Raw genomic sequence first — 13738 nt, 5'->3', positions numbered from 1 at the left:
CCATCACGCTACCATGGTATATACGAATGCCGTCATCACAAGTCGCCATGCCGCTGTGACCATGCTTCATGCCAACACAAAAGTGCCCAAGCCGCTAATCTTGTCCGTCATGCCACCTCGGTGTTTGCTCATGCCAATTTTTATTTCGCCATGCTAATATTTCTATACTCATGCCAAATTTTATTCCGTCATGGGAGTAGTTTGAGGCGCCATGGTGACCATGACAAGTAATTGAGTAGGCATGGAGGGTATCGATGCGCCCATGAAGGGCCACATAGATGCCATGATACATGTTTAAACTCCCATGAAGAGCCATGTAGGTGGCATGACGCGTGTTTATGCTCCCATGAAGGTGTAGATAGTGGCATGAGACATCAGATTACCGCCATGAAGGGTGGTTCAGGTCGCATGACAGGTATCGTTCTCCCATGAGCGATTATGAGGTAGCATGAGAAGTCAGATAGTCTCTATGAAACCCACATGTGCATTTCGTCTGGTCTAATCATTATTTCGATCTGCTAAAAACCATTCATCAGGTTCACGGTATGGCACGCCAATAGGCCAGCGGTTTCCGTGCGAAGTACAGACTTTCCAAGGCTCACAGGCTGGATGCCTTTTGCCTTCGCTAACGCCACTTCCTCAGGGGTAAAATCTCCCTCAGGACCGATGAATAGGTTCACTTGTTTGTCCGGAGAGATGCTGTCTTTCAATGCCTGCTGCTTCTCTTCCACATAAGCTAAAAAAGACTCACCAGTCAGTTTCTCGATTACTTGATCAAAAGGCTGAATGGTATTGATCTGCATTTTCCACGCGCTTTTTGATTGCTTCAACGCACTCACTGCTTTCTTTTCCAATCGCCCCAGATTGGCTTTGGGTCTTTCCGAATTTCTGGAATTGATGAACGTAATTTCATCGACCTGTATCTCAGCGGCTTTTTCCACCATCCACTCCATCCGGTCAAAGTTCTTGGTCGGGCAAATGAACAAGTGCACCCCAAAAGGTTTGGCTGGTTGGTCCAGTCGCTCGATGGCGGAGAATTGGAGTGCTGATTTGGAAATGCCGTCAATGGTCACTTTCGCCATGGCCCCCTGACCATCGGTCATGAATACCACATCACCTGCCTGATGCCGCAAGACTTTCACACAATGATGAAACTCATCGCCTTCCAGCGTAGCGTTTTCTTTCAGGTCCGGTTTGTAGAAGAGGTGCATGAGGCAAGTTTACATATTCTGAACCGTCATTCCCCGGATCACAGTACATTCTTCCATCTGTATACTTGTTCAATGATCATAGGGAAATCTCATCAAATGAAGTAACAACTGATATTCGTGAGATTCCGCAGGGCCGCCTAGCGGTACATCAATTTCAATTAGTACTAGTCGTGAGAGACTACAATGATGACCGGAATGACGGAAATTATTTAAGGCCGTCATCCGTGACTGCTGGCCGGAAAAGGCTGGAATTGCTTACAGAAGGAAAAACGTTACCGAGACCAAAGTGCAATCGTAACGGAATCTGGCAATGCCATTAAGCTAAGATTCGTCACTGCGAAGAATTGAAGCAGTCTATTCTACATTTCTGCTTCGAAACAGTATTTGAGATTGCTTTTTTGCATCGCAATGACGGTCCTTTACCTTAGCTAAATGGCATTGGGGCATTTGCTACCCAATCTTCCCCATCATCTTAAAAAGCGGCAGCTTATACTTCTCATACATCTTATTTCCCCATTCCTTCAAGTCAAATTCCCCTTCGATACTGACGATATTAGGCAGCAGTGGCAGCGCAACCTTTAGCTTCAGCTGGGTATTGCTGGGAGCAGTCTTCAGGTTTTGGTAGATGGTCTGTAGTTCTTCATTCATATCCGCATGATGCAACTCGAATGCGGTGGCCAGTGCCTGAGTTACCTCCCTGACCATGGATTCTGCATGGTGGGGTTGCACCGCTTCCAGATCATTAATGATGGCCTCTTTCCATTCCGGCCCCAGTTGCATCGTGAGCGTTTCAAAGTGCTGTTCCTGCGTTTGGATGAGTTGGTCAATGCCAGATTGAGCCTTATCTATTTTGGAACTTAGTTTGTCCATTTCCTTTCGGACAGCTGCCATGTCGTTGAAGGGTGTGATGCCTTCCAGTAGTTTTGAAATGAGGAAGGTCGTGGTTTCGTCGGTGGCTTCCGAGTAGTGCGGGTATTCTTCCTGACGAGCACGCTCCAGGCTAAGCAGCCTTTTATAGCTCACCATATCGTTCGGTAAGCCCGGTAGCGGGATGAGCATCTTTGGTGGATCACTCAGCTTGCTGTTGATCTGATCCAACTGGTAGCGCAAGACGGACAGGAATTCACGTTTCTTTTTATGCGTGCCCACCACCGTGATGTAGATGCGATTTTGATCTGCATTGATCAGGGCGGTGCTGTCTTCGTAAGTCAGCAGACAACCGGTTCGCCAGATATTGGCCAGCATATGGTGGGCTTCTACCATGATCTCTGGGATGATCGATTTCGGCAGATAGGTATATTCATAGACAAACCGAAGGGCGTCGGAAGCATTTCGGATGGGTTCCGTCACTTCTGGCGACGCTTCCGTTTCTAATAAATCCGGCACGATGAAGTGCTGCCGATCGTTGACATAAAAGCAAAGCTTAAACTCATGCAGGATGTCCACGAGAAACGTCCGTTGAGCGGGACTGTAGTGGGTTTTTACGAAGTTCTCGGTTTGATACAGGTACAACTTATCAGGCTCCTCGTTCACGATGTAATCCAGTCGGTCTACGGGTACGATGCCTTTGCAACTGCCGGCAAAGTTGGAAGTGAGGATTTGATACACACCGTAGGTGATCCAGTTGGGGTCCAATACGTAATATTCCTCCAGGATCTGGCCTAACCCTTCAAAATGAAGCAGTAATCCCAGGTCATGCAAGAAGGTAACCAGACTCTTCCGGGACGTAGGGTTCAGGTCTTTGCAGATCTGCAGAAAACGATCCTCCGTCAGGTACCGTTTCTCCGCCGTTTCTTTTTCCATCCGGTCTTTGATAGGTAACCACTTTTCGTCTACTTCTGTACGGAACAATTCCGCTTGCGGGATCCATGCTTCCAACTCAGCGATCAGGGACTCCATGTTTTCACCGGTATCGCAAGACACTTTGAGAAAGGCCTTGATCTGAGGGAAGTCTTTACGGAGGATCGATTCGTTCTCAAAGCCAAAGCCACGATTTACGTCGATTTGGTTGGCCACAACGATGATAGGCGAATCGCCACCCGTGGCCCGGATGCGCTGTACCCAGTTCCGCACCTGATTGGCTACCTGGTTGTCATTTCTCGCATTGAGTACCAGGAGGTAGACAGAGCGTTTGGTCAGGAAAAACTGATGCGTGGAGTTCATGATTTCCTGACCGCCAAAATCCCAGAAGTGACCAGTGATGTCTTTCAATGCACCTTCACCATCAAAGTTATCACAATCACCAAAGTGGATGTCCTCGATGTTGATCCCGTCTGTTTGGGGTTCATCTTTGTTGAATGTGCCATCTTTCAGTCGGCGGAGAATCGATGTTTTACCTGCTTTGGGATCGCCGATCAGGATGAGTTTGACCTCATTGAGTGCGGTCTTATTGGCTTCAAACCACTCCAGGATGGCTTCCCGACCTTGCTCGACAATCTCAAGGGGAGGTTTCAGGATTTCATTTCCTCGTAGGTTCAACTCTTCGTTTCTTTTGTCCATGATAACTTCCATAGAGGTGCGTTGAAGTAGGGGCAGTAAGGGGGAGAGGTCTTTGAGGCCCAATTGTTGCAGGCCCAGGTATTCGAGTTGTGGTAAGGACAACAACGGAGACAGGTCTTGTATGGGGTTTTTGTCCAGATCTAATTTTTTAAGATTACGCAGTTCCTGAAGGGGAGATAAATCCTGGATCGAATTTCGATAAAGCCATAACTCTTCTAACTTGACTAATGAAGCCAGTGGTTCAATATTCTCAATCCTGTTATCTCCTAATTCTAACTCTTGAAGTTGGGTAAGCTTATTCAAGTTACTGATGTCCTCAATATGGTTGTAGATCAGGTCCAGTTCTTTGAGATGTCTGAGATTTTTTAGAGGAGAGATGTCCTGAACTTCATTACTGAATAGTTTTAATGAACGGAGTTGACTAAGATTTTCAAGAGGGGACAGGTCCTGTATTTTATTCATACTTAACCCTAATGATCGCAGTTTGGTGAGCTTTGTCAACGAGGAAATATCCTGAATACTGTTGTCATCAAGATCAAGGTTGGTCAGCCAATGCATTGCTTGCAGTTCTTCGGGGAGGGCGGTAAGTCCAGTTTTGGTCAGGTACAGTCTTCCAGTTTTGTTTTGCTTTTCTGCTTCGATGAGTTCTAAGGCTCTTTCGGACATGAGAGTAGGGGTTTCCGTTATCTAATATAGTGAGAAATGGGTAGTTGGGAAGATTTTTAGGCGATGAGTAATTCAAAGCTTAAAGATTCTCGTTGACAACTGCTTTGAATGTTTAGGTCAGCGTTTCCGGAAAAAATAATAGCCGCCATGAATCACAAATGCATTAGTTTTGTGAAATTTTAGCTGATGCTGTTTAGCGATTTGTTTCCTGATTTAGAAGATTCTATGAAGAATCTGTTCCTCCGAAATAAAATCGCATAGAATGCTAATACTTGCAGTAGTCAGCCTTTCTAACATATAAAAAACAACCTTTTTGAATGAGCGTTGATAAAAAACGTACAAGAGAATCCAGGGCCGCAATCGAAAGGCTCTACATCACCATGCGCCACCTGTTTTTGAGGGGAAGCTACAAACCCATGGGCGTATCTGGAAAATCATTAATTGAAGCCATGAAGGTCCTGAACCCAGAGATCTATGGGGTGATGTCTGATCATGAGCGTGTAGAATTGGATGGTCTGCTCTACGTCATGGAGCGGCTACCCAAAGGCATTGAAGAATGTCGGTTCATCAAACTGATCGCGAGTGAAGGCTTTGAAGGATCGGGTTACGAACTGATCATTCCTCCCAAACGTCGCCGCAACTGTTATCGGATCGATAAAGAGCGGATGTACATTGAAATGACACGTGGACGAAGTGACATCTATGACATCTTAACGCACTTGACCTTCCTCTACATTGAGGCATCTAAGATCAAAGATCACGCCATGACGGCCAAGCGGGAGATCGATGAAGATTGGCGCCGACTGGAAGAGGTCGTGGAATATGAAGGTCGAGGGAAGGCCTTCGATGAGAAGCGTGCCATTGTCTATTTGAGTAACATCATTGGCCGTACGCTGGAAGAAACCCGCCAGGCAGTTGAGAAATTTGCACAAAGCAGCAGTAGTAACAGCCTGTACCACATTGTTTATCACCTGGGTCGGGTAGCCATCCTGGAAGAAAAAGAGAAGAAGGACAAAGGCATCAGCTTTTCAGCAAAATTGAGAGAGATCGTAGGGCAGCATGCTTTTGGGACACAATGGGCACAACGCATCAAAGACTTGCTGTTTGAAAAAGGCTTGATGGATCGTACCAAACACATCATCAGTGCCAACCTGCACAGTGTAAAGAATACCTTATTTGGATTCGAGGCGCTGAAAGAAGAGCAGTCTTATCCGTCGATTTCTGCGCTGGCTGAAGCGACCAGTGCACCGGAAAACGCGCCCATGCGGGAGAAGATCGGTGTTTTTGCGGAAACGCATGGCTTATACGAGATCCAGGATAATTCCGGGACCAACCTGACGGTCCAGATCATTGAGCTTGATAAAATTGATCCCAATCATTTGCCACCGGACCTGAACCTGAAGCAATTCAAAAACAAAGAAGAGGTCCTGATTGTGATGGACTATGCCTTCGGAGAGCAGGCTTACGAATGTCTGGATGAACTACTAAAACCTTACGAACGAGCGGAACTAGAATACCCGATGCGGGTAGAAACCGTATCCATTATGGGTAAAGCGGGTATCCTCGAAGGGGATAAAGGCGATATCATGATCCCTACCGCTCACGTTTTTGAAGGGACGGCAGATAACTATCCGTTCGACAACCAGCTGAGCAAAGAAGATTTCGAAGGTTGCGGCTTGCAGGTTTTCGAAGGAACCATGATCACGGTACTGGGGACATCTCTTCAAAACCATGATATTCTGGCTCATTTCCTGGAGACGACCTGGAATGCGGTAGGCCTGGAAATGGAAGGAGCACATTATCAGAAAGCGATCCAGTCGGCCTCTCGTATTCGTAGGAGTGTGGATGAAAACGTGAAAGTATTTTACGCTTACTACGCTTCTGATAATCCGCTGCGAACGGGAAGTACGTTGGCTTCCGGAAGTTTGGGTGCAGAAGGGATCTTACCGACTTATCTGATCACCAAGAAGATTTTGGAGAAGGTGTTGGGGTAGGAGGTTAGTCAAGTACATCATAACCTCAGGGTGTTTGAAATGAAGTGTTGGAAATCTTTTCTTTCAAATTACTAGAGAGACCCACTTCAAGAGTTTTTGGCTGTCAACTTAAACCAAAAAAACAAAACCCGTCATTCCCGCCGTACCCGGATGGGACTGTGTTCGGGAATCTCAAAGTCTGTTAGCACATCTAAGTTTGAGATTCCTTGGTCAGGCACCCTGCCTACGCAGGAATGACGCTTAAGTTGACTGATATGCGTCAAAAGTGGGAATACAGGTGTTTCAACTACTTCAAAAATAGATCCGGTCACCGTGTGTAAGAGGTGAAATTCATGCTGAACTAAACGAATATTCCGCTGATCTTACCAGAATTCATATTCGTAAAGAATGGTGTATTCTGGTTCATTGTAGATGTTGAAGATTTCTGAGCGATCTTTCAGTCCATTTTTGTAATGATGGACCCGCGTATTGACTAACTTTCCGTATTTGTAGTACTCCTGTTTGGTAAGCAGATTGTTCTGATAAAAGAACTTATAAGTAATCGGATCTCCATACGAATCCTGGGTGGTGATGCTTGTCAATAACTCCCCGTCAAAGAAAAACTTGATGTCATTTGTCACCTTTCCGGAGTTAAGCTTGGCCCAGTCTAATTGTTTTGCTACCTCTGATTCCATGCCTTCGTATTTAGTTAAATACGTCTCTATTTGGCTTTCATCTATTTTGTATTCAGTCATCTTTGACGTTGAGATCACCTTATTGCCGTCATACTCGAAGAACTGGGTTGTTTCGGGAGAATTTAAAAATGAAATACTATTTCCACTGTAATCTCTGGCAACCTTGATTGATGTCGGATTTATCTCTTTATCGGCGGTAATTTCTTCATCCCAAAAGCCCCTGCTTAGCTCGGAGTTTCTTTTATCTCTTAGATGTTTGAGATAGGCCGTAGACCAGTCGTTGCCATAGAGAAGGTTCCTTTCAGCAACCCCTAAATTCAACCCATCCATGGCGTGAAAAAGGTTCTTTTTTGCTGGAGTATCCCAAAAAGTCTTTTTCACTTCATATTCACGATCGTAGGGATAAGAGGTCTTTTCTACGAATTCGTCAAGACTGCCATCCGGAAGAAAAGTAACTCTGGACACAATTTTACCAGTCTTTTGTTGCGTATCGTTTTGATGACTGACGAATTTAGTCGTGATGGATTTCACATCAACTAGCCGTGCATCTAACGCGGATTCAGTATTCCTGGAGGCAGTACTTTCGATGATGTCACTACAACTTACTGCGAGGAAAGAAATCGTGATCAGTAGAACAGGTACGGCAAGTATCCATTTCTTCTGAGAGGATTGATTCGTCATGGATTTAATTCGGACCTTGAGGTGGCCCGCACTGAAATTGTTCAATACATAGGACACCTGGGTTTGGTGAAGGTTGAGCAAGAGCTCTCCGTACCTTTTGATGGATACCTTTTGTGAAAGGACATGGTCCGTTTCTAATTCTGCATTTAGTTTGATCTGCCTCAATACATACCAACTCCATGGGCAAGCCCAAAACATGATCTGGTAGAGGTTTCCTAAAATCACATCGAAACTATGTCTCAATCGACTGTGTGTCATTTCATGTTGGAGGATCAATTCCGTATCGCTGCTGTCTATATCGGAACCGATGAATATCCATTGAAAGAATGATGCCCCCGTAAAACCAGACTGATTCACCTTGAATACTTTCCTGCCGTCGATCCGTATTGTTTCAGCCTTTTTAGTCATCATCAGGATTTGTGCCAGGCCAAATAAGAACCGGGCAAATAATAGGCCCACTATCGAGAAATAGAGAATCAGAAACAAAGATTGATAGGAGAAATTCTTGTCTTTAGATGGGGCTGCTTTGGGAACAACTTGCTGATTGGCTGAGGTCTGAACAGGGATGGAAATTTGCGGTGGATTTTGAGGTGTTAAACCATCCATTGCTTTGAATTGATGGTCTACTTCCTTTCTCTCAAATGCATCATGTGATAAGTAAGCTACCGGGTATTGGTAACCCTCAATAGATATCAGAGGAAAGATCGAAGAGGATAATAGCCAGCAAAGCAGAAATACGCGTCGAAGCTGCGGAGTTGCATGTTCCTTGATCAATAAATAAATGACAAAAAATAAGGTAGAGATCAATAAGAACTCCGACAGGTAAATAGCAATTTCAATCATGACTTTTCATTTAGCAGTTTTTTCATTTCCTCTAGTTCGTCTTTCGATAGATCTTCGTTGGCAATCATTTGAGACAACAATCCCTTATAAGAACCATCGAAGTATTCGAATATCATCGTCTTGAGTAGTGACTTCCGATACTCGCTTTTCTTGATCAATGGGTAATATTGATAGGTCCTTCCATAAGCCTTGTGCCCTACCATGTTTTTGGACTCCAGTACCCTCACAATAGACGATACCGTGTTGTAGGGGATTTTCTCCGATAGTGCTTCAATGATGTCTTTGATGAACACTTCTCCCTTATCCCAGATAATCTTCATGATAGGCTCTTCAGCCCTGGTTAGTCGTTCCATAGGTACAATGATATAACTGATTCTTCAGTTACACAACTGTTAATTCAGTTTATTAACTGAAAAACCAGTTAAATCCTTTTCGCTATGGCCTCTGAATTCTTCATACCTTGAGTGTCAATTGAATCAAAACCAACACAAATCATGAGCAATTTTATTCTGATCGGAGAAATCGCAGTTTTAGGACTAGGGATCATTTACGTCCTGCAAAAGGGATTTAATGAGACCATCAAAGGCATGGAGTCTCTCAGTAAGCAAATAAAGCGGGTAGAAGAAAAATTGGATAGGGGAGAGAAGACTGATCAATAGCAATTGTCTGGTTCAATGCTGAGCATCTTTGAACTTCAATAGTTCGTATAGGGTCTTATGGAACAACAGAAATGGTTTGACAGGAAGTTTGACTTTGTCAATGATGTAAGTCTTTATCCGCTCCTATTGGAACGATTGGAGGGAACTTCGGCACGAATTAATCAGAAGCTGCAGAATTGCTCAAAAGAAACACTCATCAGCAAGCAAGATGGGAAATGGTCTATCCAGGAGCATGTAGGTCACTTAGTTGATCTTGAACCCCTTTGGCTGGGACGATTAGCCGATATTTTGCATGGAGAATCACATTTGCGACCGACAGATCTGGAAAACAGGGCGACGGATCAGGCGGGACACAATGATGCTGAAATGGAAGACATTCTGGCGAGCTTCAATTTAGCAAGACAAGACATGATGATTAAGCTTCGTCAGCTGTCCGAGGAAGATCTCCTGAAAACGGCATTGCATCCCAGGTTGGAAATACCAATGACGATCATGAATTTATTCTTCTTTGTTGCTGAGCACGATGATCATCACCTCGCAGCGATCCATGCCCTTCTCCAACAGGAGTTGGAAACGGATTTGAATGAGTAGGACTTTTCGGTGCTCAACGATGTTAGTTGTAAAATAGGCTTAGTTCCAGTTTATTTATATTTATAAGGAACTGTCGTCAATACAATTAGCAATCATGACGAGACAACTACGGCTTTTAAATTTTTCAATACTCTTTAGCATCATTGCTCAGTTGGGGCAAGCTCAGCACGTTGTGAAAGGCAGGGTTTTAGGTAACGATGGCGGTTCAGTCCCGAATTGTAACGTTGTAGTGAAAGGGAAATCGGTTTGGACGACCACTGATTTTGATGGATTTTTTGAACTGACTGTCCCATCGTCAGATGACGTTCTGATCTTTTCATTTATTGGATTGAAATCGAAAGAAGTGGCGATAAAAGGACGAAGCTACTTGGATATAGTACTTAAATATGACTGTACCGTGCACTTTTGGGACTACAGAAAGGTAAGTTTTTATGCGCTAGCGGGAGCGATACAATCCACTTATGGTGGCAAGATCCTGCTGTCATTACCGAAAGACCTCCTATTCAATACGAAAGGACCACTCATTGGGGACCTGACTTATCAGGCAAATAGGAATGATGATCTCTTCTTGAGAAGTAGCCTGGAATATCGTCACTTCATTTATGATTGTGGTTACTCTGCTGACATCAATGTACGGTACCGCAATATTGATATCAATAGGTTCTCTTCCTGGGTATATGCGGTTGAAGGCGATTTCAACTTTAAGCAGCATACCCTCACACTCGGTTACAGTGGATTGCGACAAGATATATTAACCGCAGGTTTTGAAGAATTCAGGACTTTTTCTGCACCAGTGATCGGACTAGGGACTAAGATTTTCAAGTCGTCTACTTCGATCAGGGGTAAAATATCCTTGTTTGGGACTCAAAAGGTGATCGAAGGTGAATTGAAGTATGACTTTAAAAAGCTTAGTGTTTTTCTGAATTACTATGAGTTCGATACTTTTTCAGAATTGTCTCTGGGGGCAGGGTTGAATTTGTCTTATTCCCTAAAAAGAAAGAGTGGATGACTAATTGTTATGAATCGCCGAGTTTATTCTCGAATTGATCTTCTTGACCATTTTTGGGCATGAGTCCATATCTTTGATATTCATTCATAGGGATTGAGTCATTAAATATGCGGGAAAGTAGGGCTGCCGGAAGCTTATTCCAAAACAATCATTTGCTAGCAAAAGTTGTCTTTTTCACCATTTCCATCGTGCTTTTTCTGCATTCAACTCCACTGCGGTCTCAACAGATAAAACAAGATAGTCTGCTCCAATTGTTAGATCAATATGAGGAACCCGATTCGCTTAGGCTGGAAGTGTTGTTGAAACTGGCAGCGGTTTACAAAAATTCAATGCGCGATAAAAGTGAGGCATATCTTCAAGAGGCTCTGGAAATTGCCGAAGCACAGCAATTGCCTTATCAAAAAGCGGTCGTAAAACGTGAATTAATTGAACAGTACGCCTTAGGCGGAGAGATCGAAGAAGGCATTAAAGTAGGATTAGAATCAATCCGGATTTTTGATTCACTGGGACGAAAGGATGAAACATTGATCACCCAGGGTGACTTGATACCGATCTATGCTACAGCTGGATATCATGAGAAAGCACTTAAATTAAGTCTGAAAAGCCTGGAATTAGTAAAAGATGATCCCGAAACTCCTTCGAAAGGAATGTTCTATTTCAATGTTGGGAAGTCTTATCGGGATTTGAAAGATTATGATGAAGCGCTATCTTATTTTGATCAGGCCCGTGACCTATGTGAGCGTGTCAATTTCAGAGCGGGTATCGCAGTAACATCCCTCAACATGGCTACCTGCAAAATCTATCTGGAAGAATTTGAGCAAGCCAAGGAGTTGTTGCTTTCGGAGTTGCCTTATTTCCGCGAAATCAGGAATGAGAACCTCCTGACAAGTGCGCTTGAATCACTCGGAAACATAGCGGCCGAACAAGCTGACCATCAACTCGCCATTGCGTACTACGAAGAAGCCATGACTTATTTTAAAAAGTTGGGGTTCATCGGTCGCATTCAGGATGTAAGTATGAAGCTATTTATTCAATATAGTATTATCGGAAGAAAAGATTTGGCAAAAGCATCGGAAGAGAAGTATAAGGCGTTGCGTGACTCTTTGCAATATGAAGAGACGAATAAAATCGTCGGAGAACTCCAAACCAAGTATGAAACAGAGAAGAAGGAAGCAGCGATCGAGGCGCTTACTCAGCAAACGACTATTCAAGAGCTGACCATCGTCCGACGCAATCAAATGCTGATCATTGGATTAGTGATTACTTTATTGATAGCAGGTATTGCGTATTTCCAGTATTACCGACAAACCACGTCGAGGCAAAGGCAACAAGCAGAATTGGAACAGCGCTTTCTACGCTCTCAACTTAATCCTCATTTTATTTCCAATGCCCTCATTACTGTTCAGGCATCTTTGTTTGATAGGGATACTGAGGCAGCAGAATCATACCTGGAACTATTCGCGCGTCTGATGCGAAAAATTCTTGAAAATTCTCGGGAGGAGTTCATTCCGGTTGAGGATGAAATTGCAATGGTTAAAGATTACCTTGAACTCAATAAACGAAGGTTAAAGGATGCTTTTGACTATGTCATTGAGGTGGATGAATCGATTGATGAGGAGATGGACAACATCCCTCCAATGTTCATTCAGCCATTTGTTGAAAACGCCATAGAACACGGTTTGAAACCTGATGAGCGAGGACTGATCAAAGTGAAATTATCTCAGGCAGAGGATTCCATTCGTTTGGAAATCGAAGACAATGGTGTTGGGATTGTGGAAAGTGAATACAAAACAAGCAAACGTTCTTTGAGCACAACCATCATCAAAGAAAGAATTGATTTGTATAATCGTTCGCTAAAAAACAAAATCCAACTGTTGATCGAAAACAGAACGGATAATAGTGGAAATCCTGATGGAACACGTGTAGCATTGCATGTTCCTGTACGGTAAATGAGCTGCTTTTGAGAGTCGCAATTATAGATGATGAAAAAACGGCGCGTCAGCACCTTCGTGCCATGCTGGAAAAACACGTTCCTGAAGCAGAAATAGTAGGTGAAGCTTCGGGTGTAGTTTCCGGATTGGCATTGTTGGAGAGCGAATCGATAGCTATCGCATTCATGGATGTGGAAATGAGGGACGGGCTTGGTTTTGATTTGTTAGCGAACTTCGAAAGTCCGGATTTTCAAACGATTTTTATTACAGGGCATGACCGATATGCCATTCAGGCATTTAGGTACAGTGCGACAGATTATTTGATCAAACCCGTTTTTCCGGCTGACCTCAAAGATGCTATTACTAAGGCTAAACAAAGAAATTCTGAATTAACAAAGTCTGCGATCGCTACCCTGGTAGAAAACAGGGTACTCAATCAGGAAGATAAAAAGATCATCCTCAGTGATAATGAGGCCATGCACGTTGTACAGATCAAGGACATCATCAGGTGTGAGTCAGACAGCAATTATACGGTCTTCTGGTTTTCAAAAAAGGAGAAACTGACCATCTCCAAAACCCTTAAGGAGTACGAGAAAACCCTCGATGATCAGCCCTTTTTTCGGGTGCATAAATCCCATCTCATCAATATGACTTACGTCGAGCGCTTTGAAAAACGTGATGGCGGCCTTATTCATTTGTCCGATGGGTCATCCGTGCCATTGGCAGTCAGGAAAAAAGAGCAATTCATGGAAGCGTTGGCCAATCTTTAATTGGTATCCACCTACACATAAGCATGTTGGGCTGCTCTATTTGACCTTTTTTCAGGGTTATAAGCACCCTTTGAGAAGGTATCTCTCACATCGATCCAATACGTTACTCAACCTTTCTCGACGATAACTCAAAAACTCTCAACGGTAACTCAATCCTCGAAAAATTGCCTTTGTGACTGTATTGTTTTGCTCTGCATTTAACAAAAAAAC

At 43.8% G+C, this 13738-nt stretch carries 10 protein-coding genes; 6 read left to right on the top strand and 4 right to left on the bottom strand.

What is annotated here, in order from left to right; genetic code table 11:
* Positions 1-518: 518 nt before the first annotated feature.
* Positions 519-1211 (bottom strand): RsmE family RNA methyltransferase, encoded by a 693-nt coding sequence (locus tag R8G66_15655; protein ID MDW3193807.1) that lies wholly within the window; start codon positions 1209-1211, stop codon positions 519-521.
* 450 nt (positions 1212-1661) lie between these two features.
* Positions 1662-4376 carry a COR domain-containing protein gene (locus tag R8G66_15650; protein MDW3193806.1) on the bottom strand — a complete coding sequence of 905 codons (2715 nt, stop codon included), beginning with the start codon at positions 4374-4376 and terminating at the stop codon, positions 1662-1664.
* 317 nt (positions 4377-4693) lie between these two features.
* On the opposite strand from R8G66_15650, the gene R8G66_15645 reads away from it, so the two are divergent.
* Entirely contained in the window at positions 4694-6370 is a 1677-nt protein-coding gene (locus tag R8G66_15645) for a hypothetical protein (protein MDW3193805.1), read from the top strand.
* A 362-nt stretch (positions 6371-6732) separates the two neighbouring features.
* Here the strand turns inward: R8G66_15645 and R8G66_15640 are convergent, their stop codons facing one another.
* Positions 6733-8568, bottom strand: coding sequence for a hypothetical protein (locus tag R8G66_15640; protein MDW3193804.1), 1836 nt, complete (start codon positions 8566-8568; stop codon positions 6733-6735).
* The gene (locus R8G66_15635; protein ID MDW3193803.1) at positions 8565-8921 is read right to left on the bottom strand and encodes a BlaI/MecI/CopY family transcriptional regulator; all 357 of its coding nucleotides are present in this window, start codon (positions 8919-8921) and stop codon (positions 8565-8567) included. The genes R8G66_15640 and R8G66_15635 overlap by 4 nt, the downstream gene beginning before the upstream one ends.
* 141 nt (positions 8922-9062) lie before the next feature.
* On the opposite strand from R8G66_15635, the gene R8G66_15630 reads away from it, so the two are divergent.
* From R8G66_15630 to R8G66_15610, 5 genes are all read left to right on the top strand, one after another.
* Positions 9063-9227, top strand: coding sequence for a hypothetical protein (locus tag R8G66_15630; protein MDW3193802.1), 165 nt, complete (start codon positions 9063-9065; stop codon positions 9225-9227).
* Positions 9228-9284: 57 nt separating this feature from the next.
* A complete protein-coding gene (locus tag R8G66_15625; GenBank protein MDW3193801.1) occupies positions 9285-9818 on the top strand; it encodes a DinB family protein in 534 nt (177 codons plus the stop codon).
* A gap of 94 nt (positions 9819-9912) precedes the next feature.
* Complete coding sequence (locus R8G66_15620; protein ID MDW3193800.1) at positions 9913-10827, top strand: carboxypeptidase-like regulatory domain-containing protein; 915 nt, start codon at positions 9913-9915, stop codon at positions 10825-10827.
* A 107-nt stretch (positions 10828-10934) separates the two neighbouring features.
* Positions 10935-12776 carry a histidine kinase gene (locus tag R8G66_15615; GenBank protein ID MDW3193799.1) on the top strand — a complete coding sequence of 614 codons (1842 nt, stop codon included), beginning with the start codon at positions 10935-10937 and terminating at the stop codon, positions 12774-12776.
* 11 nt (positions 12777-12787) lie between these two features.
* Entirely contained in the window at positions 12788-13528 is a 741-nt protein-coding gene (locus R8G66_15610; protein ID MDW3193798.1) for a LytTR family DNA-binding domain-containing protein, read from the top strand.
* Positions 13529-13738: the final 210 nt, after the last annotated feature.

The sequence above is a fragment of the Cytophagales bacterium genome, assembly GCA_033344775.1.
GTDB lineage: Bacteria > Bacteroidota > Bacteroidia > Cytophagales > Cyclobacteriaceae > JAWPMT01.
This window is presented reverse-complemented; position numbering and strand designations above follow the sequence as displayed.

Excerpts from the sequence above, each read along its gene's own strand:
- R8G66_15620 (MDW3193800.1), top strand. The coding sequence starts at position 9,913 with ATGACGAGACAACTACGGCTTTTAAATTTTTCAATACTCTTTAGCATC.
- R8G66_15625 (MDW3193801.1), top strand. The coding sequence starts at position 9,285 with ATGGAACAACAGAAATGGTTTGACAGGAAGTTTGACTTTGTCAATGAT.
- R8G66_15635 (MDW3193803.1), bottom strand. The coding sequence starts at position 8,921 with ATGGAACGACTAACCAGGGCTGAAGAGCCTATCATGAAGATTATCTGG.
- R8G66_15615 (MDW3193799.1), top strand. The coding sequence starts at position 10,935 with ATGCGGGAAAGTAGGGCTGCCGGAAGCTTATTCCAAAACAATCATTTG.
- R8G66_15640 (MDW3193804.1), bottom strand. The coding sequence starts at position 8,568 with ATGATTGAAATTGCTATTTACCTGTCGGAGTTCTTATTGATCTCTACC.
- R8G66_15630 (MDW3193802.1), top strand. The coding sequence starts at position 9,063 with ATGAGCAATTTTATTCTGATCGGAGAAATCGCAGTTTTAGGACTAGGG.
- R8G66_15650 (MDW3193806.1), bottom strand. The coding sequence starts at position 4,376 with ATGTCCGAAAGAGCCTTAGAACTCATCGAAGCAGAAAAGCAAAACAAA.
- R8G66_15645 (MDW3193805.1), top strand. The coding sequence starts at position 4,694 with ATGAGCGTTGATAAAAAACGTACAAGAGAATCCAGGGCCGCAATCGAA.
- R8G66_15655 (MDW3193807.1), bottom strand. The coding sequence starts at position 1,211 with ATGCACCTCTTCTACAAACCGGACCTGAAAGAAAACGCTACGCTGGAA.